The 22,240-nt window shown below is 73.1% G+C and carries 19 protein-coding genes and 1 pseudogene; 11 read left to right on the top strand and 9 right to left on the bottom strand.

Annotation, left to right across the window (positions count from 1 at the left end; all coding sequences use genetic code 11):
* Positions 1 to 17 precede the first annotated feature (17 nt).
* From ABT106_RS15255 to ABT106_RS15245, 3 genes are read left to right on the top strand one after another with little or no spacing between them, the layout of a single operon-like run.
* On the top strand, positions 18 to 1,067 hold the full coding sequence (locus tag ABT106_RS15255; protein WP_351276860.1) for an ABC transporter substrate-binding protein: 1,050 nt from the start codon (positions 18 to 20) through the stop codon (positions 1,065 to 1,067).
* A complete protein-coding gene (locus ABT106_RS15250) occupies positions 1,067 to 2,161 on the top strand; it encodes an LLM class flavin-dependent oxidoreductase (protein WP_351276857.1) in 1,095 nt (364 codons plus the stop codon). The genes ABT106_RS15255 and ABT106_RS15250 overlap by 1 nt, the downstream gene beginning before the upstream one ends.
* Positions 2,162 to 2,211: 50 nt before the next feature.
* On the top strand, positions 2,212 to 3,402 hold the full coding sequence (locus tag ABT106_RS15245) for an FAD-dependent oxidoreductase (RefSeq protein ID WP_351276903.1): 1,191 nt from the start codon (positions 2,212 to 2,214) through the stop codon (positions 3,400 to 3,402).
* Positions 3,403 to 3,476: 74 nt separating this feature from the next.
* Here the strand turns inward: ABT106_RS15245 and mltG are convergent, their stop codons facing one another.
* Complete coding sequence (mltG, locus tag ABT106_RS15240; protein WP_351276855.1) at positions 3,477 to 4,340, bottom strand: endolytic transglycosylase MltG; 864 nt, start codon at positions 4,338 to 4,340, stop codon at positions 3,477 to 3,479.
* A 63-nt stretch (positions 4,341 to 4,403) separates the two neighbouring features.
* Positions 4,404 to 6,296: an ABC transporter ATP-binding protein gene (locus tag ABT106_RS15235; RefSeq protein ID WP_351276854.1), complete on the bottom strand. Its 1,893-nt coding sequence runs from the start codon at positions 6,294 to 6,296 to the stop codon at positions 4,404 to 4,406.
* An 86-nt stretch (positions 6,297 to 6,382) separates the two neighbouring features.
* Between ABT106_RS15235 and ABT106_RS15230 the strand changes: the two genes are divergently transcribed.
* From ABT106_RS15230 to ABT106_RS15215, 4 genes are all read left to right on the top strand, one after another.
* On the top strand, positions 6,383 to 6,847 hold the full coding sequence (locus ABT106_RS15230; protein WP_351276852.1) for a MarR family winged helix-turn-helix transcriptional regulator: 465 nt from the start codon (positions 6,383 to 6,385) through the stop codon (positions 6,845 to 6,847).
* Between the two features lie 39 nt (positions 6,848 to 6,886).
* Positions 6,887 to 9,823, top strand: coding sequence for an FAD-binding and (Fe-S)-binding domain-containing protein (locus ABT106_RS15225; protein ID WP_351276850.1), 2,937 nt, complete (start codon positions 6,887 to 6,889; stop codon positions 9,821 to 9,823).
* Between the two features lie 111 nt (positions 9,824 to 9,934).
* Complete coding sequence (locus ABT106_RS15220) at positions 9,935 to 11,773, top strand: ABC transporter transmembrane domain-containing protein (protein ID WP_351276847.1); 1,839 nt, start codon at positions 9,935 to 9,937, stop codon at positions 11,771 to 11,773.
* Positions 11,770 to 13,551, top strand: a complete 1,782-nt coding sequence (locus tag ABT106_RS15215; protein WP_351276844.1) for an ABC transporter ATP-binding protein — start codon at positions 11,770 to 11,772, stop codon at positions 13,549 to 13,551. The genes ABT106_RS15220 and ABT106_RS15215 overlap by 4 nt, the downstream gene beginning before the upstream one ends.
* 125 nt (positions 13,552 to 13,676) lie before the next feature.
* On the opposite strand, the gene ABT106_RS15210 is transcribed toward ABT106_RS15215, so the two are convergent.
* Positions 13,677 to 14,468, bottom strand: coding sequence for a metal-dependent hydrolase (locus ABT106_RS15210; RefSeq protein ID WP_351276842.1), 792 nt, complete (start codon positions 14,466 to 14,468; stop codon positions 13,677 to 13,679).
* Positions 14,469 to 14,613: 145 nt separating this feature from the next.
* Between ABT106_RS15210 and ABT106_RS15205 the strand changes: the two genes are divergently transcribed.
* From ABT106_RS15205 to ABT106_RS15195, 3 genes are all read left to right on the top strand, one after another.
* The gene (locus ABT106_RS15205; protein WP_351276839.1) at positions 14,614 to 17,136 is read left to right on the top strand and encodes a DEAD/DEAH box helicase; all 2,523 of its coding nucleotides are present in this window, start codon (positions 14,614 to 14,616) and stop codon (positions 17,134 to 17,136) included.
* A gap of 79 nt (positions 17,137 to 17,215) precedes the next feature.
* On the top strand, positions 17,216 to 18,142 hold the full coding sequence (locus tag ABT106_RS15200; protein WP_351276836.1) for an acyl-CoA thioesterase: 927 nt from the start codon (positions 17,216 to 17,218) through the stop codon (positions 18,140 to 18,142).
* Between the two features lie 8 nt (positions 18,143 to 18,150).
* Positions 18,151 to 18,552 carry a YchJ family protein gene (locus tag ABT106_RS15195; RefSeq protein ID WP_351276834.1) on the top strand — a complete coding sequence of 134 codons (402 nt, stop codon included), beginning with the start codon at positions 18,151 to 18,153 and terminating at the stop codon, positions 18,550 to 18,552.
* Here ABT106_RS15195 and ABT106_RS15190 read toward each other — a convergent pair.
* Both ABT106_RS15190 and ABT106_RS15185 read right to left on the bottom strand, forming a co-directional pair.
* Positions 18,516 to 19,322 carry a DUF6397 family protein gene (locus tag ABT106_RS15190; RefSeq protein WP_351276832.1) on the bottom strand — a complete coding sequence of 269 codons (807 nt, stop codon included), beginning with the start codon at positions 19,320 to 19,322 and terminating at the stop codon, positions 18,516 to 18,518. The two genes, ABT106_RS15195 and ABT106_RS15190, sit on opposite strands and share 37 nt — an antisense overlap.
* A gap of 202 nt (positions 19,323 to 19,524) precedes the next feature.
* Positions 19,525 to 19,923: a roadblock/LC7 domain-containing protein gene (locus ABT106_RS15185; RefSeq protein ID WP_351276829.1), complete on the bottom strand. Its 399-nt coding sequence runs from the start codon at positions 19,921 to 19,923 to the stop codon at positions 19,525 to 19,527.
* Positions 19,924 to 20,029: 106 nt separating this feature from the next.
* Here ABT106_RS15185 and ABT106_RS15180 point away from each other — a divergent pair, with 106 nt between their 5' ends.
* Entirely contained in the window at positions 20,030 to 20,467 is a 438-nt protein-coding gene (locus ABT106_RS15180) for a PPOX class F420-dependent oxidoreductase (protein ID WP_351276827.1), read from the top strand.
* 48 nt (positions 20,468 to 20,515) lie between these two features.
* Here ABT106_RS15180 and ABT106_RS15175 read toward each other — a convergent pair whose 3' ends face one another.
* From ABT106_RS15175 to ABT106_RS15160, 4 genes and pseudogenes are all read right to left on the bottom strand, one after another.
* On the bottom strand, positions 20,516 to 21,184 hold the full coding sequence (locus ABT106_RS15175) for a GTP-binding protein (protein ID WP_351276825.1): 669 nt from the start codon (positions 21,182 to 21,184) through the stop codon (positions 20,516 to 20,518).
* Positions 21,184 to 21,564 carry a DUF742 domain-containing protein gene (locus ABT106_RS15170; protein WP_351276822.1) on the bottom strand — a complete coding sequence of 127 codons (381 nt, stop codon included), beginning with the start codon at positions 21,562 to 21,564 and terminating at the stop codon, positions 21,184 to 21,186. Before ABT106_RS15170 ends, ABT106_RS15175 begins: the two co-directional genes overlap by 1 nt.
* Positions 21,565 to 21,581: 17 nt before the next feature.
* Entirely contained in the window at positions 21,582 to 22,025 is a 444-nt protein-coding gene (locus tag ABT106_RS15165) for a roadblock/LC7 domain-containing protein (protein ID WP_351276819.1), read from the bottom strand.
* Positions 22,022 to 22,240 (bottom strand): annotated as a pseudogene (locus ABT106_RS15160) (sensor histidine kinase); the annotation flags it as partial. The pseudogene ABT106_RS15160 and the gene ABT106_RS15165, both read right to left, overlap by 4 nt.

The raw sequence follows: 22,240 nt of genomic DNA, 5'->3' as shown, positions 1-22,240 counted from the left end.
GATCGAAGAGAAGCGACATGAGACGCCACTCCCTTTCCCTGCCCCTGCTGGCCACCCTGATCCCGCTGTCCCTGGCCCTGACGGCCTGCGGCGGCGACAGCGCCGCGGACACCGGCTCGGCGCCCGCCGCGGACGGCGGCAAGGGCGGCGCCAAGGTCACCCTCACCATCGGTGACCAGAAGGGCGGCAACGAGTCGCTCCTGCGCGCCGCCGGCGAGCTGGAGGGTCTCGACTACTCCGTCAAGTGGTCCACCTTCACCTCCGGCCCGCCGCTGCTGGAGGCCGTCAACGCCAAGGCCGTCGACATCGGCGGCGTGGGCAACACCCCGCCCGTGTTCGCCGCCGGCGCCAAGTCGAAGATCACCGTGGTGGCCGCCACGCACGGTTCCTCGGCCGGCGAGGCCATCCTCGTGCCGAAGGGCTCCGCGCTCCAGTCCCCCGCGGAGCTGCGCGGCAAGAAGATCGCGGTGGCGCAGGGCAGTTCGGCCCACTTCCAGCTGATCGCCTCCCTGGAGCAGGCGGGCCTGAAGCTCTCCGACGTGACCGTCAACTTCCTCCAGCCGGCCGACGCCCTGGCCGCCTTCAACAGCGGCTCGGTCGACGCCTGGGCGGTCTGGGACCCGTACACCTCCCAGGTGCTGCGCACCGGCGCCCGCATCCTCACCTCCGGCGAGGGGGTCGTCAACGGCCTCGGATTCCAGGTCGCATCGCCCTCCGCCCTGGAGGACGCGGGCAAGAGCAAGGCCATCGGCGACTACCTGACGCGGCTCCAGCGCGCCCAGGACTGGGTGTTCAAACACCCGGAGGAGTGGGCGAAGGTCTGGGCGAAGGAGACCGGGCTGCCGTACGAGGTCGCCTTCGACGCGGTCAAGCGCAGCAACGGCACCCGGGTGCCGGTCGCCGTGGACGACGCGGCTGTCGCCTCCGAGCAGAAGATCGCCGACACCTTCACCGAGCTGAAGCTGATCCCCGGCAAGGTCGTCTTCAAGGACTTCGTCGACCCCCGCTTCAACGGCACCCTGCCGCCGTCCACGACCACCCCCCGCACGTACGGGAAGGACTCCTGATGACCGTCCGCCTGCACTGGTTCCTGCCCACGGGCGGCGACGGCCGCACCCTCGTCGACCGGCACGCCTACGCCCACAACACGGCCGCGCCGGGAGTGCGCGAACCGGACATCGAGTACCTCGCGCAGATCGCGAAGGCCGCCGAACGCCTCGGCTTCGAGGCGGTGCTGACCCCCACCGGGACGTGGTGCGAGGACGCCTGGCTGACCACGCTCGCCCTCTCCCAGCACACCGAACGGCTGAAGTTCCTGGTGGCGTTCCGGCCCGGGGTGATCTCGCCGACGCTCGCGGCCCAGATGGCCGCCACCTACCAGCGCATCACCCGCGGGCGCCTGCTGCTGAACGTGGTGACGGGCGGCGACTCGGCGGAGCAGCGGCGCTTCGGGGACCACCTGGACCACGACCGGCGCTACGAGCGGACCGCGGAGTTCCTGTCGGTCGTACGGGGCGTCTGGCGCGGGGAGCCGTACGACTTCCACGGGGAGCACTACCGGATCGACGGCGGGCTGACCGCGCTGCCGCCGGACCCGCTGCCGGAGATCTTCTTCGGCGGGTCCTCGGCGGCCGCGGGGCCGGTCGCGGCCGAGCACGCGGACGTCTACCTGACCTGGGGCGAGCCGCCGCAGCAGGTGAAGGAGAAGATCGACTGGATCCGCTCGCTGGCCGAGGAGCGCGGGCGGACGGTTCGGTTCGGGATCCGGCTGCACACCATCTCGCGCGGCTCGGCGAAGGAGGCCTGGGGCGCGGCGGACCGGCTGCTGGCCGACCTGGACGACGCGGACATCACGCGGGCGCAGACCCTGCTGGGGGCGAGCGAGTCGGTGGGCCAGCAGCGGATGCTCGCCCTGCACGGCGGTTCGCGGGACAAGCTGGAGATCGCGCCGAACCTGTGGGCGGGCGTGGGCCTGGTCCGCGGCGGCGCCGGCACGGCGCTGGTGGGCAGCCACGGCGACGTGGCGGACCGGATCGAGGAGTACCACGCGCTCGGGGTCGAGAACTTCGTCCTGTCGGGCTACCCGCACCTGGAGGAGGCGTACTGGTTCGGCGAGGGGGTGACCCCGGAGCTGGCCTCCCGCGGGCTGCTCGCCCCGTAGCCGGGAAGATCCCCGCACCCCCGCGGGTTGGTAGAACCGTGAACGATCTGATGCGGGGCGCGGGTGCGGGCGTGAATCCGGCCCCGGACACGGAGGTCGACGTGGTGGTGGTCGGCGCGGGGCAGGCGGGCCTGTCCAGCGCCTACCACCTCGCCCGGGCGGGGCTGGACCACGTGGTCCTGGACCACGCGCCCCGCCCGGGCGGGGCCTGGCAGTACCGCTGGCCCTCGCTCACCTACGGCAGGGTCCACGGGATGCACTCGCTGCCCGGCATGGAGCTGACCGGGGCCGACCCGCTGCGGCCCTCGTCGGAGGTGATCGGGGAGTACTTCGCCGCGTACGAGGACCGCTTCGGGCTGCGCGTACGGCGTCCCGTGGACGTCTCGGCGGTCCGCGGCGCGGCCGACGGACGGCTGCGGGTGGAAACCTCCGCGGGCACCTGGTCGGCGCGGGCCCTGATCAACGCCACGGGCACCTGGGACCGCCCGTTCTGGCCCCGGTACGCGGGCCAGGAGACCTTCGGCGGCCGCCAGCTGCACACCGCGGACTACCCGGGGCCGCGGGAGTTCGCGGGGGCCCGCGTCATCGTGGTGGGCGGCGGCACCTCCGCGGTGCAGCACCTGCTGGAGATATCCGAGGTGGCGGCGGAGACCGTCTGGGTGACGCGCCGGCCGCCGGTGTTCCGCGACGGGGACTTCGGCGAGGCCGAGGGCAGGGCCGCGGTGGCCCTGGTCGACGAGCGGGTGCGGCGGGGGCTGCCGCCGCAGAGCGTGGTCAGCGTGACCGGGCTCCCGCTGAACGAGGCGGTGCGGGCCGGCCTGGCCTCGGGGGTCCTCGACCGCAGGCCCGTGTTCGACCGGATCACCCCCACGGGGGCGCTCTGGGCGGACGGCGGCAGCGTGGAGGCCGACGTGATCCTGTGGGCCACCGGCTTCCGCGCGGCGGTCGACCACCTGGCCCCGCTGCACCTGCGGGAGCCGGGCGGCGGCATCCGCGTCGAGGGCACCCGGGCCGTCCGGGACGAGCGGATCCACCTGGTGGGCTACGGGCCGTCGGCGTCCACGATCGGCGCGAACCGCGCGGGTGGCGCCGCCGCCCGCGCGATCCGCCGCCTCCTGGGCGGCGCGCGGGCCACGGCCCCGGCGGAGGCGGGGCCGCGCGCGGCGCAGGGAGGGGCGGCGCTGGGAGCTGCGGCGGGAGCGGCGGCGGCGCTCCCGGTGGCCGAAACACCGGCGGGCTGATCCGCGCGGAGGCTCCCGGGGGCGGCGGCTCTCGTCGCGCGGCGCCGCTCCCCGCCCCCCGCCGCCCGGCCACGTCAGGTGGCGGGAGGTCCGGCGCTGGCGCGGGCGCCCGCGGTGGCCCGCAGGCGGTTGAACTCCGCCACGTGCTTCTTGTGCTCCTCGTACGTCGCCGAGAAGCGGGTGTCCCCCGGCTTGACCGTCACGAAGAACAGCCAGTCACCGGGCGTCGGGGCGACGGCGGCCGCCATGGCCTCCAGCCCCGGACTGTCGATCGGCGTGGGCGGCAGTCCCTGGCGTTCGTAGGAGTTGAAGGGGCTGTCGATGCGCGTCTCGCTCAGCGTGGTGTCGAGGGTGCTGCGGTTCAGCGCGTAGTTGATCGTGGAGTCCATCTGGAGCGGCATCGACTTCGCCAGCCGGTTGTGCACCACCCGGGCGACCTTGCCCATGTCGGCGCGGCTGCCGGCCTCCGCCTGGAGGACGCTGGCCAGGGTGGCCGTCTGGTACGGGGTCATCCCGTGTGTCCTGCCGCCGTTCGCGACGGCCGGGGTGGCGAGTGTCCGGTTCGCCGTCCGCACCATGGAGGCGAGGAGGACGGCCGGCGTGGACTTCGAGGTCACCGGGTACGTCGCCGGGAAGAGGTAGCCCTCCGGGTTGCCCTTCGCCTCCGCGGGCAGTGCCAGTGCGGCGGTCGCCGCCGCGGCCTTGGCGGAGCCGGCGGGGAGTTTCAGCTCGCGGTCGACCGCGGCGTACACCTGCGAGGCCCGCCAGCCCTCGGGAATCACCAGCGTGCGGGGCTTTTCGGGGGCGCCCGCACCGCGCAGCAGCGGTATCAGGGCCGCCACCCCGATCGCGAGGAGCGTACCGAGGAAGAGCGCCAACCGGCCCCGGCGGGTGAGCCGGGAGCGGCGCTGTGGTGGCGGCAGGTACTCATGACGCATACGGGAACGCTAACCCGCGAAGCGGCGCATTCCCGGCATCCCACCCGTGCGCCGGTCATACGATCACACGTTTACGGGGGCCAGCTCGGCTCCCTGCGCCGTCTGTGCCTTCCGGGCGCCGTCCGGTCCGGTCACGGGTGCCAGCGCGGCGTCCCGGTCCCGGCGGACCAGGGCCGCGTACCGGCCTTCTGCCCGCAGCAGCTCCTCGTGCGTACCGCGCTCGGCTATACGGCCCGCGTCGAGGACCACGATCTGGTCGGCGTCGCGGACGGTGGACAGCCGGTGGGCGATGGTGATGGTGGTACGGCCCGCGGAGAGGTTGTCGATGGCCTGCTGGACGGCGTGTTCGGTGCGGGTGTCCAGGGCGCTGGTGGCCTCGTCGAGAATGAGCACCGGCGGGTCTCGCAGGATGGTGCGGGCGATGGCGAGCCGCTGCTTCTCACCGCCGGAGAACCGGTAGCCGCGCTCGCCGACGAGGGTGTCGTACCCGTCGGGCAGGGACGCGATGTGGTCGTGGATCTGGGCCGCCCGGGCCGCGTCGGCGATCTCCTCGTCGGTCGCGTCCGGCTTGGCGAAGCGCAGGTTGTCGGCCACCGAGGCGTGGAAGAGGTAGGTCTCCTGGGAGACCACGCCTATGGAACGGGCCAGCGAGTCGAAGTCCAGGTCGCGGACGTCGACTCCGTCCAGGGCCACCCGTCCTGCGGTGACGTCGTAGAGCCGGGGCACGAGGTAGCTCAGCGTGCTCTTCCCGGACCCCGTCGCGCCGACCACCGCGAGGGAGCCGCCGGCCGGGACGGTGATGTCGATCCCCTTCAGGGCGGGCCCGTTCTCCGCGTCGTACGCGAAGTCCACTCCTTCCAGGCGGACCTCGCCCGCGGCCCGGTCCAGGCGCACCGCGTCCTCCCGCTCGGTGATGTCCACCGGCAGGTCGAGGTACTCGAAGATGCGGGCGAACAGGGCCAGCGAGGTCTGGATCTGCACGCCGGTCGACAGCAGGCTCACGGCGGGCCGGAAGAGGCCCTGCTGGAGGGTGACGAAGGCGACGAGGGTGCCGACGGAAAGCGAGGGGGATCCCGTCTGGAGCGCCAGGCCGGCCGCCCAGTAGATGAGGGCCGGCATGGCGGCCATGACGATGCCGATGGTCGACATCCGCCAGCGCCCGGCCATGCTGGAGCGCACCTCCAGGCTGACGAGCTTCTCGGATTCGTCGGAGAAGGACGAGGTCAGCGAGTCGGAGCGGCCCATGGTGCGGCCGAGCAGGATGCCGCTGACCGACAGCGACTCGGTGACGGTCGCGGCCATCGCGGCCATCTGCTTCTGACGCTGTGTGGTGATCTTCTTGCGCTCGCGGCCGACCCGACGGCTGATCCAGACGAACACGGGGAGCAGCAGCAGCGAGACGAGGGTGAGCCGCCAGTCGAGCGCGAGCATGGCGACGACCGAGGCGATGACGGCCGTCAGGTTGGAGACGAGCGAGGTCGCGGTCGAGGTGACGGTGGCCTGCATGCCGCCGATGTCGTTGGCGATGCGGGACTGCACCTCACCGGTGCGGGTACGGGTGAAGAAGGCCAGCGGCATCCGCTGGAGCTGGGCGTAGACGGCGGTGCGCAGGTCGTGCATGACGCGCTGGCCGACCGTGGTCGATATGTAGGTCTGGAGCACGCCGAAGACGCTCGTGACCACGGCGGTGAGGATCATGCCGAGCGCGAGGAGGCTGAGGAGACCGGTGCGGCCCTGCGGGATCGCGACGTCGAGGATCTCCCTCAGCAGGAACGGCGAGGCGACCCCGACCAGCGAGGAGGCGCCGACCAGGAGACCGACGACGGCGAGCCTGCCCCGGTAGGGCCGGAAGAGGGACACGATGCGGCGCAGCTCGCGGGGCCGCTCCGCCGGGGCGGGGCGGCTGGGGTCGAGGGATTCGTTCGATGGGGTCCACTTCGGTTCTTCGGGGCGCATGGGCCTCCTTCTGACGAGACTCGAATGAGCATAGCTCATTGTTACCTATACTCACAATGAATCCGGTCCTGATACTGTTTCCCAGTATGAGGACACCTTCCGAGACCGACACCACAGACGGCGTTCTCGCCGAGCAGCTGCTGCGCCTGACCCGTCGGCTCCACCGCATCCAGAAGCGCCACATGGAGCCGCTCGGCATCACGCCCGCCCAGGGCCGCCTGCTGCGCCTGGTCTCGCACTACGAAGGCGCCCAGCCGCCCCGGATGGCGGACCTCGCCGCCCGTCTGGAGGTCGTCCCCCGCGCCGTCACCACGCTCGTGGACGGTCTGGAGGCCGCGGACTGCGTGCGCCGCGCGCCGGACCCCGCGAACCGGCGGGTCATAAGGATCGAGCTGACCGACACCGGCCGCGCCACGCTGCGCCGCCTGCGCAACGCGCGAACCGACGCCGCGGAGGAGATCCTGGCTCCATTGACCGCCGATCAGCGCGAGATGCTCGGCGGCCTGCTGAACGCCCTGGCGGACGTGCCGCCGGAGGGCGCCTGCCCATAAAGGCCACGCGCGGGCCGTGACGAGGCGAGGGGTCGGACCATGCCGATGCTGGAACCGAAGCCGGGAACGCTGCGCCCCCGCGGCATCGGCGGCCCCGCCCCCGACCGGCTGCCCGAGCACCGGGCCGGCGGCACCCCGGAGCCGCTGCGCACCGAGCTGACCGGACTGCTCGGCCCCGAGAAGGTCCTGTGGAAGGTGTCCGACCTGGTCCGCTACGCCTCGGACGCCTCCCCCTACCGGTTCGTGCCCCAGGTCGTGGTGGTCGCCGAGGACATCGACGACGTCTCGGCGGTGCTCTCCTACGCGCACGGCAGGCAGCGCGAGGTGGTCTTCCGCGCGGCCGGGACCTCGCTCAACGGCCAGGCGCAGGGCGAGGACATCCTCGTGGACGTACGCCGCCACTGGGCCGGCGTCGAGGTGCTGGACGAGGGCCGGCGCGCCCGCATCCGCCCCGGGACCACCGTCCTGCGGGCCAACGCCGCGCTGGCCCGGCACGGGCGGATCCTCGGCCCCGACCCGGCCAGCGCCATCGCCTGCACCCTCGGCGGGGTCGTCGCCAACAACGCCTCCGGCATGACGGCGGGGACCACGCGGAACTCCTACCGCACCCTCTCCTCCCTCACCCTCGTCCTGCCGACCGGGACGGTGGTGGACACGGCCGGCCCGCTGGCCGACGAGGAGCTGGCGCGCGCGGAACCGGCCCTGTGCCGCGGGCTGATGGAGATCAAGCGGGAGATCGAGGCAGACCCGGAGCTGACGGCCCGCATCCGCGCCAAGTACGAGATCAAGAACACCACCGGCTACCGCCTGGACGCCTATCTCGACGGCGCCACCCCCGTCGAGATCCTGCGCGGGCTCGCGGTCGGGTCGGAGGGAACCCTCGGCTTCATCTCCGAGGTCGTGTTCGACACGCTCCCGCTGGACCGCGAGCTCTGCACCGGCCTGCTGTTCTTCCCCTCCCTGCCGGCCGCGGCCGCCGCCGTCCCGCTCTTCAACGAGGCGGGCGCCCTCGCCGTCGAGCTGATGGACGGCAACACCCTGCGCGCCTCGGTCAGCGTCGCCGGCGTCCCCGCCGACTGGGCGGACCTGCCGCGGGAGACGGCGGCGCTGCTGGTGGAGTTCCGGGCGCCGGACGAGGCGGGCCGCGCCGCCTGCGAACGCCGTGCGGCCGAGGTCCTCGCCCGGCTGGACCTGGTCGCACCGGCGGCCTCCGTGACCAACGCCTTCACCCGGGACGCGAAGACCATCAGCGGCTACTGGACGGCCCGCAAAGCCTTCGTCACGGCCGTCGGCGGAGCCCGCGCCCCGGGCACCACCCTGATCACCGAGGACTTCGCCGTACCGCCCTCCCGGCTGGCGGAAGCCTGCGAGGCCCTCCTCGAACTCCAGGCGCGGCACGGCTTCGACGCCGCCGTCGCCGGCCACGCGGCCCACGGCAACCTGCACTTCCTGCTCGCCTTCGACGCCGCCGACCCCGCCGACGTCGAGCGGTACGCCGCGTTCATGGACGCCTTCTGCCGGCTCACCGTGGAACGCTTCGACGGCTCCCTGAAGGCCGAGCACTCCACCGGACGCAACATGGCCCCCTTCCTGGAACTGGAATGGGGTCCCAAGGCCACCGGGCTGATGTGGCGCACCAAGCGGATCGTGGACCCCGACGGGGTGCTCGCCCCGCGCATCCTCCTCGACCGCGATCCGCGGGCCCACCTGCGCGGGCTGAAGACGATCCCGCGGGTGGAGGCGGTGGCCGACCCGTGCATCGAGTGCGGTTTCTGCGAACCGACCTGTCCCAGCGGGGACCTGACGACCACACCGCGCCAGCGGATCGTGCTGCGCCGCGAGATGAACCGCCAGCAGCCGGGCTCCCCCGTCCTGGACGGCCTGCTCGACGCCTACGGCTACGACGCGGTCGACACCTGCGCCGGCGACTCCACCTGCAAGCTCGCCTGCCCGGTCGGCATCGACACGGGCGCGCTGATGAAGGACTTCCGCCACCGCCGGCACAGTGCCCGCGAGGAGCGGGCCGCCGCGCTCGCCGCGCGGCGGTTCGCGGCCGTGGAATCGGCCGCCCGGCTGGCCGTGGCCGCCGCCGGGAAGATCACCGACCGGGTCGGGGACGGGCTGCTCGAAGCCGTCACTGGAGCCGCGCGCAGGGCCGTACGCCCCGACCTCGTACCGCGGTGGCTGCCGCGGACGCCCGGCGCCGCCGCGCGGCGGCTGCCCGTCACCCGGCGGGCGGGCGCCGCGGCCGTCTACTACCCGGCCTGCGTCAACCGGATCTTCGGCGGCCCGGACGGCCACCCCGGCCCCTCGCTGCCGGAGGCCGTGGTGGTCGTGTCGGAGCGGGCCGGGAAGCCGGTGTGGATCCCCCGCGACGTCCGCGGCACCTGCTGCGCGACGATCTGGCACTCCAAGGGGTACGACGCCGGGAACCGGGTGATGGCCAACCGGATCGTCGAGGCGGCCTGGGGCTGGACGGCCGGCGGGCGGCTCCCGCTGGTGGTCGACGCCTCCTCCTGCACGCTGGGCATCGCGCACGAGGTGGTCCCGTACCTGACCGACGACAACCGGGCGCTGCACGCGGAGCTCACCGTCGTGGACTCGGTGGTCTGGGCGGCGGACGAGCTGCTGCCGCATCTGGAGATCCGGCGCACCGCCGGGTCCGCCGTGCTCCATCCCACCTGCTCGATGCGGCACTTGGGCGACGAGGCGCAGCTGCTCGCGGTGGCCGCGGCGTGCGCCGACGAGGTCGTCGTGCCGGACGACGCCGGCTGCTGCGCCTTCGCGGGCGACCGGGGCATGCTGCACCCGGAGCTGGCGGCCTCGGCGACGGCCCGCGAGGCCGCCGAGGTGACCGCGCGGTCCTTCGACGCGCACCTGTCGGCGAACCGGATGTGCGAGGTGGGCATGGACCGGGCGACCGGGCGGAGCTACCGCTCGGCCCTGCTCGAACTGGAGCACGCCACGCGTCCCTGAACGGGACGGATGCGTCGCCCAGGCCGTCCGCGGGTGGAAAACCCATTGCCCGGAGCGGGTCCGGAAGGCGAACCTTGCACGGTTTGGACCACTCGACCGTCATGGGGCGTCATGCAGATCAGCGATCTTCCGTATCCGGACCCCGGGGTACCCGACGCTCGCTCCGGCCCCCGTTTCCTCGTGTGGCTGGGACGCGGCCAACTCGGCGGACAGGCCAAGAGCCTGTGCTGGGGTCTGGTGCACTTCTCCGGCATCGCCGGACTGCCGTACGCGGTGGGGCTGGGAGTCGACGCCGTCGTCGACCGCGACGCGCACCGGCTGCTGCTCGTCGGCGGCCTGCTCGTCCTGCTCGGCGCGGCCGTCACCGTCGGCGACGCCATGCTCCACCGGACCGCCGTCACCAACTGGATCACCGCCGCCGCCCGCGTGCAGCAGCTCCTCGCCCGCAAGACGGCCGAGCTGGGCTCCGCGCTGAGCCGGCGGGTCGCCGCCGGTGAGGTGATCGCGGTGTCCACCGGCGACGTGGAGAAGATCGGCTGGTTCGTCGAGGCCGTCTCCCGGTTCCTCGCCGCCGCCTTCGCCGTCGTCCTCGTCTGCGTCGGCCTGCTCTTCTACGCCCCCGCCCTCGGCGTGGTCGTGGCGATCGGCGTCCCCGTGGTCGCCCTGGCGGCGCTGCCGCTGCTGCCGCGCGCCACCCGGCGCGCCGACTTCCAGCGGGAGAAGGCGGGCCGGGCGACCGAGCTGGCCTCGGACACGGTCGCGGGCCTGCGGGTGCTGCGGGGGATCGGCGGCGAGGAGCTGTTCCTCGGCCGCTACCGGGAGGCGTCGCAGGAGGTCCGCAAGGCCGCGGTGCGCAGTGCCCGGATGTGGGCGCTGATCTCCGCGATCCAGGTGCTCCTGCCGGGCGCGCTGCTGATCACGGTCGTCTGGTACGGCGCCACACTGGTCGTGGACGGGCGCATCGCGGTGGGTGAACTCGTCGCGGCGTTCAGCGCGGTGGCCACGCTGCTGTACCCGTTGCGGCACTTCGAGGAGATCGCCATGGCGTACTCCTTCTCCCGTCCGTCCGCGGAACGGGCGGCCCGGGTGCTGTCGCTGACGCGCGCGGACGCCGGGGAGCCGGGGGCCGCCGAGCAGGAGGCGCGCCCGGTTCCGGACGCGCCCGCGCCCGGCGCCGACCTGTACGACCCGCAGACCGGGCTGCTGGCGCCGACGGGCCGGTTCACCGCCGTGGTGTGCGGGGACCCGGATCTGGCGGGGCGGCTCGCCGAGCGGCTGGGCGGCCATCCGATGGAGGGCGCCGGCGGCGCCTCGGTCCTGCTGGGCGGGGTCGCGCTGGACGAACTCGCGCTGGACACCGCGCGCACGCTGGTCCTCGTACAGGACAAGGACCCGGTGCTGCTGTCGGGCACCCTGCGGGAGCTGTTCGACGTACCGGCCTCCGGGGCGGTCGGACCGACGGCGGCGCTGGAGGCGGCCCGGTGCGCGGACGTGCTGGAGGCGCTGGCGCAGTCGGCCCCGGACGGGGTCGACGACCCGATGGACGCACGGATCACCGAGCGCGGCCGCTCGCTGTCCGGCGGGCAGCGCCAGCGGCTCGCGCTGGCCCGGTCGCTGGTGACCGACCCGGAGGTGCTGGTGCTGGACGAGCCGACCTCGGCGGTGGACTCGCACACGGAGGCGCGGATCGCGGACGGCATCGCGGCCCTGCGCGCCGGGCGCACCACGGTGGTACTGGCGTCCTCGCCGCTGCTGCTGGACCGTGCCGACCGGGTCGTCCTGATCCACGGGGGCGTGGTGGCGGCGACCGGTACGCACCGCGAGCTGCTGCACGGCGAACCGCTGTACCGGGCGGTCGTCACCCGTGAGACGGAGGAGGAGCAGCGGCTCGCGCGGCTTGAACTGACAGGGCTGAAAGAAGCACTCACCGAGATCGAGGAGACCGCATGATCGGCGTGGCGCCGCCGGATTACGATCCGGCGGCCCCCGAATCGGCCGCGACCCTGCCCGTGGGCACGTCGGCGACCGTACGGGGCTATGTGCGCGGGCTGTTCCGGCGGCACCGGGGTGCCTTCGTGCTGCTGGTGGCGGTCAACGCGGTCGCGGTGATCGCCTCCATGGTCGGCCCGTACCTGCTGGGCCGGGTCGTGGACGACCTGACGGCGGGGGTGCGCGAACTGCACCTGGGACAGGTGGCGCTGCTGTTCGCGGTGGCGGTCGGCGTGCAGACCTTCTTCGTCCGGCTGGTCCGGCTGCGCGGGGCGGTGCTCGGCGAGGAGATGCTCGCCGATCTGCGCGAGGACTTCCTGGTGCGGTCGGTGGGGCTGCCTCCGGGCGTCCTGGAGCGGGCCGGTACCGGTGACCTGCTGTCGCGGATCACCACCGACATCGACCGGCTGGCCAACGCGATGCGCGAGGCGGTCCCGCAGCTGGCCATCGGCGTGGTGTGGGCGGGGCTCCTCTTCGGGGCGCTGGCGGTGACGGCGCCGCCGCTGGCGCTGGCCGCGCTGGTGGCGCTGCCGGTCCTGGTGATCGGCTGCCGCTGGTACTTCCGGCGGGCGCCCTCGGCGTACCGGTCGGAGTCTGCCGGTTACGCGGCGGTCGCGGCCGTGCTCTCCGAGACGGTGGACGCGGGCCGGACGGTCGAGGCGCACCGCCTGGGACAGGGCCGGATCTCGCTGTCCGAGCGGCGGATCAAGGAGTGGACGGCCTGGGAGCGGTACACGCTGTTCCTGCGGACGGTCCTCTTCCCCGTCGTCAACGTCACCTATATGACGATCCTCGGCGCGGTGCTGCTGGTCGGCGGCTACTGCGTGCTGCGGGGCTGGATCTCGGTGGGGCAGATGACCACGGGGGCGCTGCTGGCGCAGATGATGGTCGACCCGATCGGGCTGATCCTGCGCTGGTACGACGAACTGCAGATCGCGCAGGTGTCCCTGGCCCGGCTGGTGGGCGTACGGGAGATCGAGCCGGACGCGGGTGACGCGGCCGTCGCTCCGGAGGGCCGCACCGTCCGCGCCGACGAGGTGCACTTCGGCTACCGGGAGGGCGTGGACGTGCTGCACCGCGTCTCGATGGCGGTGCCGCCGGGAACCAGGATGGCGCTGGTCGGCCCCTCGGGCGCGGGCAAGTCCACGCTGGGGCGCCTGCTGGCGGGGATCTACGCGCCCCGGACCGGCGAGGTCACCCTCGGAGGGGCCCGGTTGTCGCGGATGCCGGCGGAGCGGGTGCGCGAGCACGTGGCACTGGTCAACCAGGAGCACCACGTGTTCGTGGGCTCGCTGCGGGACAACCTGCGCCTCGCGCGTACGGGCGCCGGTGACGCGGAGCTCTGGTCGGCGCTGGAGGCGGTGGACGCGGAGGGCTGGGCGCGGGCCCTGACGGCCGGTCTGGACACCGAGGTCGGGTCCGGCGGCAGCGCGCTGACTCCGGCGCAGGCGCAGCAGGTCGCGCTGGCCCGGCTGGTGCTGGCCGATCCGCACACGCTGGTCCTGGACGAGGCCACCTCACTGCTGGACCCGCGCGCGGCCCGGCACCTGGAGCGCTCGCTGGCCCGGGTGCTGGAGGGCCGAACGGTCATCGCGATCGCCCACCGGCTGCACACCGCGCACGACGCCGACGTGATCGCGGTGGTCGAGGAGGGCCGGATCAGCGAACTCGGTTCGCACGACGAGCTGGTGGCGGCCGACGGCGCGTACGCGTCGCTGTGGCGCTCCTGGCACGGCTGACCGGACCGGAGTCCGGCCACGGCCGTGCGCGAGGCCCCCGTCACCCGCGTCAGCGGGGGCCGGGGGCCTCGCCCGTGCCGCGGGGGAAACCGCGGGGGGGGAATCAGGGGACCCCCACGGGAGGATCAGATGAAACCGAGGGCCGAGGCGCCGCCGAAGCCGCCGAGCAGCAGGAACACCGGCATCAGGACCTTGAGCTCCACCCAGCTGCCCGCGCGGAAGCGCATCATCTTCGGCGGGCCGATCGGGTACCAGCGCTTGCCGGCGATCGGGAGCGGCCACAGGACGGGGCAGCCGGACACGGTCAGGGCGTCGCCGATGTCGTGGACCAGCGCCCCGAGCATGATCGGCAGGCCGAGCCAGAGGTACTCCTGGCCCGGGGCTTCGAACAACCAGCCCGCGCCGTTGCCGGGCTGGTCGAGCACGCCGGCCAGGATCCACGCGCTGGTGGCGCCGAGCAGCCAGACGAGGATGTCGCTGGACATCCGCGCGGCCCGCCAGAGCAGGCCCTCGACGGCCAGCACCAGGTGGACGAAGAGGAGCGCGAGCACCCCCCACCGGTCGGTGGTGACGGCCAGCGTGGAGGCGCCGGCGCCGATCAGGACCGCCCAGAGCCAGGTGTGCGTCAGGGTGCGGTGGCCCCCGGTGCGGCGGGCGTCCCTCGGGGAGCGGGTGGCCTTGTAGACGCCGTAGGAGATCTTGTCGACCACCTCGCACATCCCCCGGGAGAGCGGGCCGAAGGCACGCGAGATCGTCGCGGACTTGTGGTCGAGGTCGGGGGCCAGCGCCGCTCCGGCGCAGATCAGCGCGCCGACGACGAGGACCGGCCACGGCATCGGATACCCGGCGGACGCTGTCGCCGCTCCCACCCCCAGCCAGGCGGCCGCGCCGGACAGTGAGTGCGCCGGACCCATCATGGTCGTTCCCCGCCCCGGTGGTGTGGTGGCCGGGCCCGGTCGACGGTGTCGATCGGCCCGCATCGACGGCACAGCGTACCGTTGACGATCTTCCTTCCGTCCGCCGGTTCCCGCATCCGGGGTGAAGCCAGGCAAGATGGGGGGTGTGACCCTCATTGATCAGCTCCCGCCGAACGCCGACCCCGACGCCCTCTTCGAGGCTTTCTCCTCGTGGGCGGAGGGCCAGGGCATCACCCTGTACCCGGCACAGGAGGAGGCGCTGATCGAGGTCGTATCCGGCGCGAACGTGATCCTCTCCACCCCGACCGGCTCCGGCAAGAGCCTGGTGGCGGCGGGCGCGCACTTCACGGCGCTGGCCCAGGACAAGGTGACCTTCTACACGGCCCCCATCAAGGCGCTCGTGTCGGAGAAGTTCTTCGACCTGTGCAAGCTCTTCGGCACCGAGAACGTCGGCATGCTGACCGGCGACGCCTCCGTGAACGCGGACGCCCCGGTGATCTGCTGTACCGCCGAGGTCCTCGCCTCGATCGCCCTGCGCGACGGCAAGCACGCCGACATCGGCCAGGTCGTCATGGACGAGTTCCACTTCTATGCCGAGCCGGACCGCGGCTGGGCATGGCAGATCCCGCTGCTGGAGCTGCCGCAGGCGCAGTTCATCCTGATGTCGGCGACCCTCGGCGACATGAAGCGGTTCGAGGAGGACCTGACCCGGCGTACCGGGCGGCCGACCTCGATGGTCCGCTCCGCGACCCGGCCGGTCCCCCTGTCGTACGAGTACGTCACCACGCCGATCACCGACACGATCACCGAGCTGCTGGAGACCCGGCAGGCGCCGGTCTACATCGTGCACTTCACCCAGGCCCAGGCGGTCGAGCGCGCGCAGTCGCTCATGAGCATCAACATGTGCACCCGCGAGGAGAAGGACAAGATCGCCGAGCTGATCGGCAACTTCCGCTTCACGACCAAGTTCGGCCAGAACCTCTCCCGCTACGTCCGGCACGGCATCGGCGTGCACCACGCCGGCATGCTGCCCAAGTACCGGCGCCTGGTGGAGAAGCTCGCCCAGGCCGGTCTGCTGAAGGTCATCTGCGGTACCGACACCCTCGGCGTCGGCGTCAACGTGCCCATCCGCACCGTGCTGTTCACCGCCCTCACCAAGTACGACGGCAACCGGGTCCGGACGCTGCGCGCCCGCGAGTTCCACCAGATCGCCGGCCGCGCCGGCCGGGCCGGCTTCGACACGGCGGGCTACGTCGTCGCCCAGGCGCCCGAGCACGTCATCGAGAACGAGAAGGCCCTCGCGAAGGCGGGCGACGACCCGAAGAAGCGCCGCAAGGTGGTGCGCAAGAAGGCTCCCGAGGGCTTCGTCGCCTGGTCGGACACCACCTTCGAAAAGCTCATCGGCGCCGACCCGGAGGCGCTTACCTCGCGCTTCAAGGTCACCAACATCATGCTGCTGTCGGTCATCGCCCGGCCCGGCGACGCCTTCAAGGCGATGCGCCACCTTCTCGAGGACAACCACGAACCGCGCAAGGCCCAGCTGCGGCACATCCGCAGGGCCATCGCGATCTACCGCTCGCTGCTGGACGGCGGGGTCGTCGAGAAGCTGGACACCCCCGACGCGGAGGGCCGCACCATCCGGCTCACCGTCGACCTCCAGCAGGACTTCGCTCTCAACCAGCCGCTGTCCACCTTCGCGCTCGCCTCGTTCGACCTGCTGGACCCGGAGTCCCCCTCCTACGCGCTGGACATGGTGTCCGTCGTCGAGTCCACGCTCGACGACCCGCGCCAGATCCTCGCCGCGCAGCAGAACAAGGAGCGCGGCACGGCCATCGGCCAGATGAAGGCCGACGGGGTGGAATACGAGGAGCGGATGGAGCGGCTCCAGGACATCACCTATCCCAAGCCGCTCGAAGAGCTCCTCTTCCACGCCTACGACGTGTACGCCAAGAGCCACCCGTGGGTCCGCGACCACCCCGTCTCCCCGAAGTCGATCATCCGCGACATGTACGAGCGCGCGATGACCTTCACCGAGTTCACGTCCTACTACGAGCTGGCCCGCACCGAGGGCATCGTGCTGCGCTACCTGGCCGGCGCGTTCAAGGCGCTGGACCACACCATCCCCGACGACCTGAAGTCCGAGGACCTCCAGGACCTGATCGCCTGGCTCGGCGAGCTGGTCCGCCAGGTCGACTCCAGTCTGCTGGACGAGTGGGAGCAGCTGGCGAACCCGGAGGTGGAGACGGCGGAGCAGGCCCAGGAGAAGGCGGACCAGGTCAAGCCGGTCACCGCCAACGCGCGCGCCTTCCGCGTCCTGGTCCGCAACGCCATGTTCCGCCGCGTGGAGCTCGCCGCGCTGGACCACGTCAACGTGCTGGGCGAGCTGGACGCCGAGTCCGGCTGGGACGCCGACGCCTGGGGCGAGGCCATGGACGGGTACTGGGACGAGTACGACGACCTGGGCACCGGCCCGGACGCGCGCGGCCCCAAGCTCCTGCAGATCGAGGAGGACGCGGCGCACGGTCTGTGGCGCGTCCGCCAGACCTTCGCGGACCCCAACGGGGACCACGGCTGGGGCATCAGCGCCGAAGTAGACCTCGCCGCCTCCGACGAGGAGGGCCGTGCGGTCCTGCGCGTCACCTCGGTGGGCGAGCTCGGCCAGCTCTGACCGCACCCCGCCCCCAGCCAGCCCCCGCAGCCCCGCCGGACGTGCCGGACCCGCCGGACCAGACAGTGGAGATCCCCTGATGACGAACCCCGCCGAGAGACTCGTCGACCTGCTCGACCTGGAGCAGATCGAGGTCAACATCTTCCGCGGCGCCAGCCCGCAGGAGTCCCTCCAGCGGGTCTTCGGCGGCCAGGTCGCCGGCCAGGCGCTGGTCGCCGCGGGGCGCACCACCGAGGGCGACCGTCCGGTCCACTCGCTGCACGCGTACTTCCTGCGCCCCGGCATCCCCGGGGTGCCGATCGTGTACCAGGTGGAGCGGGTACGCGACGGGCGGTCCTTCACCACGCGCCGGGTCACCGCGGTCCAGCAGGGCAAGACGATCTTCAATCTCACCGCCTCCTTCCATCGTCCGGAGGAGGGCGGCATCGAGCACCAGCTGCCGCCCCGCCTCGACTTCCCCCATCCGGACACGCTCCCGAAGGTCGCGGACGAGATCCGCGAGCACCTGGGCGCCCTGCCCGAGGCGCTGGAGCGGATGGCCCGCCGCCAGCCCTTCGACATCCGGTACGTGGACCGGCTCCGCTGGACTCCGGAGGAGCTCAAGGACGCCGATCCGCGCAGCGCGGTGTGGATGCGCGCCGTCGGCCCGCTGGGCGACGACCCGCTGGTGCACACCTGCGCCCTCACCTACGCCAGTGACATGACCCTCCTCGACGCCGTGCGCATCCCGGTGGAGCCCCTGTGGGGGATGCGCGGTTTCGACATGGCGAGCCTCGACCACGCCATGTGGTTCCACCGGCCGTTCCGGGCGGACGAGTGGTTCCTGTACGACCAGGAGTCGCCCATCGCGCACGGCGGCCGGGGCCTGGCCCGCGGCCGCATCTACGACGTGGAGGGCAGGCTGCTGGTCTCCGTGGTCCAAGAGGGCCTCTTCCGCCCGTACTCCGCCGGGCCGCCCCGGCCGCCCCGGACCTCCCCCGCCTCCGAAGCCCCTCCCGAGAACTGAGCACGCCCATGCCCACCCCGGCCCTCCCCTGCCCCTGCGGGCTGCCCGCCGCCTACCCGGAGTGCTGCGGCCGCTTCCACTCCGGCGCCGGGCAGGCCCCCACCGCCGAACGGCTGATGCGCTCCCGGTTCAGCGCCTTCGCCGTCGGTGACACCGCCTACCTGCTGCGCTCCTGGCACTCCTCGACCCGGCCCGGCCGGCTCGGCCTGGACCCCGGACAGCGCTGGGACCGGCTGGAGATCCTGGCCACCGAGCGCGGCGGGATGTTCGAGACGGAGGGCTCGGTGGAGTTCCGGGCGCACTACCGCGAGGGCCGGCACGCCGGTTCCCTGCACGAGCACAGCGCCTTCGCACGGGAGGACGGGGCCTGGGTCTACGTAGGCCCCCTCTCCCCCGTCGACTTCGACTGACCGCGGGCCCCGGCCAGGGCCGAATCCAGGAGAGTGCGGTACCGGTGGACCTCCTCCGGCGCCTCGGCCCTCAGCAGCCGCTCCGCCACGGCCGCGGCCACGGGAGTCCGCGGGTGCCCGTACGGAGGGGGCGGGGCGAGGGCCGCGAGGACGACGCGCTCCGCCGGATCGGGAACGGCGTCGCGCACCACGTCCTGCGGCAGTACGGAGGCCGGCACCGCTGCCCGTTCCCACGGGTCCGCGGTACCTCTCAGCAGCAGCCCCACGTGCCGGCCGCGCCACTTCCGCGGCCGCAGGTCCCCCTTGGCCGCGATCAGTTCCCGGTCGGCCACCGACGCGGCCGTGCGCAGCGCACCCGGTTCCCGGGCGGCGAACTCCCTCAGTTCCCCGGCCAGGTAGAGCCAGACCACCGCCCGGTAGCGGTTGATCCGGTAGCCGACCGGGATGAGGTGCCCGCACCGGGCGAGCCGGGTGAACCGGCTCGGGCCGACTCCCAGCACCGCCGCCGCGGCCTCCGCCCCGGCCACGGCTTCGACCCGGCCGCGCAGTGCGGCCGGCGGCCCCTCGGCGGCCCGGACCCGGTCCAGTTCGGTCCGGGCGAAGCGCGCGGCGGCGCCCCCGGCGGCGGGGCTCGCCCGTACGATCCCCAACTGGACGGCCCGGGCGAACTCGCTCCGGCTCAGGCCCAGTTCCCCGGCGGCCTGCACCCCGCCCACCGAAGCCCCCGCGCGTCCGTCCACCGGCGGGGCCACGGCGACGGCAACGGCCACGGCTCCAGCCACGGTCCCGGCGGCGTCCGCGCCGGAACGCTCCGCCACATCGCCTCGAAGTACGGTCCCCATGCGCATCATCACGGTCCTCCCCCACGAGCATTGATTACTCTGTGTGAAGACCGTAACTCAGCGCAACGACACTCCGCGAGGCCTGTGGACAACTTCCGCACGCGACAGTCCCCCGGTTCCGGGGGGCGTCTCAGCCGCCGGTCAACCGCCGCTCCGTGACCCCCAGGTGCTCGCCCACCCGGTTGACCAGCAGAGTCATCTCGTAGGCGACCTGGCCGATGTCGGCCTCGGCGGCGCTCAGCACGCACAGGCAGCTGCCCGCGCCCGCCGCCATGACGAACAGGACGCCCTCGTCGTACTCCACCATCGTCTGGCGGACCTCCCCGGCCCGGAAGTGCCGCCCCGAGCCCTTGGCCAGGCTCTGCAGGCCGGCCGCCACGGCCGCCAGGTGCTCCGCGTCCTCTCGCGCCAGCCCCGCGCTCGCGCCCGTCACCAGGCCGTCGTTGGACAGCACCACCGCGTGCCGCACCTGCTGGACCCGGCGCGTCAGGTCGTCCAACAGCCAGTCGAGCTGCTTGTCCAGTGCCATTTCGAGCCCCTCCCGTGGGCGCCGCCGCCGTGGCCGCGCCCCACCCCCGCGTAGTCGTGCCGCAAGCCTTCCCCACCAGCGCCTTTCCGACAAGGAGGATGTCCCCATGGCGAAGAAGATGACGCAAGAGGAATGGCGGGCGTTCGCCTCTCATTCCACCCGTACCGGCAAACTTTCCACCGTCCGCGAGGACGGCAGTCCGCACATCGCCCCCGTCTGGTTCGTGCTCGACGGCGACTCCTTCGTGTTCAACACGGGAAAGGACACCGTGAAGGGGCGGAACCTGGCCCGTGACGGCCGGGTCGCGCTCTGCGTCGACGACGACCGGCCGCCGTTCTCCTACGTCGTGCTCCAGGGCCGCGCCGAGCTCAGCGAGCACGCCGACGACCCGGACGCGATGCTCACCTGGGCGACCAGGATCGGGGCCCGCTACATGGGCGAGGAGCGCGCCGAAGCCTTCGGCCGGCGCAACGCCGTCCCCGGCGAGCTCCTCGTCCGGGTCACGATCGACAAGGTGATCGCCACCGCCGCGGTCGCGGACTGACGCAGATCCCGCCGCGGTGGTGGGGGCCGCCGCTCCCCGCGGGCCGGCTCACACCGAGCCGGCCCGCGGCTCCACCGAGTCGAGCAGCCGGGCCGTGTGCACCCGACCCGCGTACTCGACCAGCCGGATCAGCACTTCCTTCCCCGAGTCCTTGTCCCGCGCGTCGCACAGCAGCACCGGTGTGCCCTGGTTGAGGTCCAGCGCCCGCGACACGTCGTGCGCCCCGTACCGCCGCGCGTCCGAGAAGCAGTTGACGGCGACGACGAACGGGATCCGCCGGTGCTCGAAGTAGTCGACCGCCGGGAAGCAGTCCTCCAGCCGCCGCGTGTCGGCGAGCACCACGGCGCCGAGCGCGCCCTGCGACAGTTCGTCCCACAGGAACCAGAAGCGGTCCTGCCCCGGCGTCCCGAACAGGTACAGCGACAGCCCGGACCGGATGGTGATCCGCCCGAAGTCCATGGCCACGGTCGTGGTCGTCTTCTGGTCCACCCCGTCCGTGTCGTCGACCAGTTCGCCCGCCTCGCTCAGCGCCTCCTCCGTCCGCAGCGGGCGGATCTCGCTCACGGCGCCCACCAGCGTGGTCTTCCCGACCCCGAAACCGCCGGCCACCAGGATCTTCAGCGCCAGCGCGGCCAGTTCTCCGTCGTCGTCGGGATCGGCGTCCCAGGGGTCGGTGTCCGGGGCCCGGCCGGCGGGTCCGTCGTCGTGTCGTCCCATCACAGCGCTCGCAATCCCTCGATGACTTCACGCAGAATCCGTTCGTCCGGCAGCTGGGCCGGCGGCACCGGTCTGCTGACCTTGACGTGTCCGCCCTCCAGCAGGTCCCCGAGGAGGACCCGCACCACTCCCACGGGCAGGTCGGCGTCGGCGGCGAGCTCCGCCACCGACTGGGTCTCGGACCTGCAGAGCCGCAGCAGCGCCCGGTGTTCGGGGCCGAGGAGCGCCTCGGTGTCCGCGTCGGTTCCCTCCGGGTCCACGACGACCAGCGCGATCAGGTCGAAGCGCACCCCGTGGGGTCCCGGCTTCGTACGTCCGCCGGTCATGGCGTACGGGCGGACGAGCGGGCCCGCGTCGGCGTCGTACCAGTGGCCGTTCATGTCCCGGACCGCCGCCTTCAGCCGGCGGCCGGCGGGTGCGCCGCGAGCCGGACCGGGGTGTGGAGGTGCTCGCCGACCCGCTTGACCAGCCGGGCCATCTCGTAGGCGATGAGGCCGATGTCCGCGCCGGCGGTGCTGAGAGCGGCCAGGCACGAGCCGTCCCCCGCCGCCGCCACGAAGAGGAACCCCTCGTCCATCTCCACCATCGTCTGGCGCACGCCCCCGGCGTGGAAGTGCCGCCCCGCGCCCTTGGCGAGGCTGTGGAAGCCGGAGGCCACGGCGGCCAGGTGCTCCGCGTCCTCGCGGCTCAGCGCGCTCGACGCGCCGACCGCCAGCCCGTCGTTGGACAGGACCACGGCGTGCCTGACCTCGCGGACCCGCACCACCAGGTCGTCCAGGAGCCAGTCCGGCCCGCCCGGCCCGCGGGCTCCGTCGAGGCCGGTTCTCTGGTGTTCGATCATCGTTCTTCTCCTTCACTGGCTGGGTGGGAGGCGTTCTCCCGGGACCCCCGGGTCCAGCCGTCCCGGTAGGCCGCCATCCGGTCCCGGGCCTGTTCCGGGCTGCGGCCCGGCGGGTCCTCGGGGCCGCGGGCGGCGGCCGCGGGCTCGGGCTCGGGGGCCTCGCGCAACTGCGGGACCAGGCTGGCCTGGCGTACGCGGCGCGGCAGTTCCGTCAC

Source organism: Streptomyces sp. NPDC002044, assembly GCF_040296725.1.
In the GTDB taxonomy this organism is placed as follows: domain Bacteria; phylum Actinomycetota; class Actinomycetes; order Streptomycetales; family Streptomycetaceae; genus Streptomyces; species Streptomyces antarcticus.
Note: the sequence above shows the minus strand (reverse complement) of the source record. Positions and strands in the feature narration are given on the sequence as shown.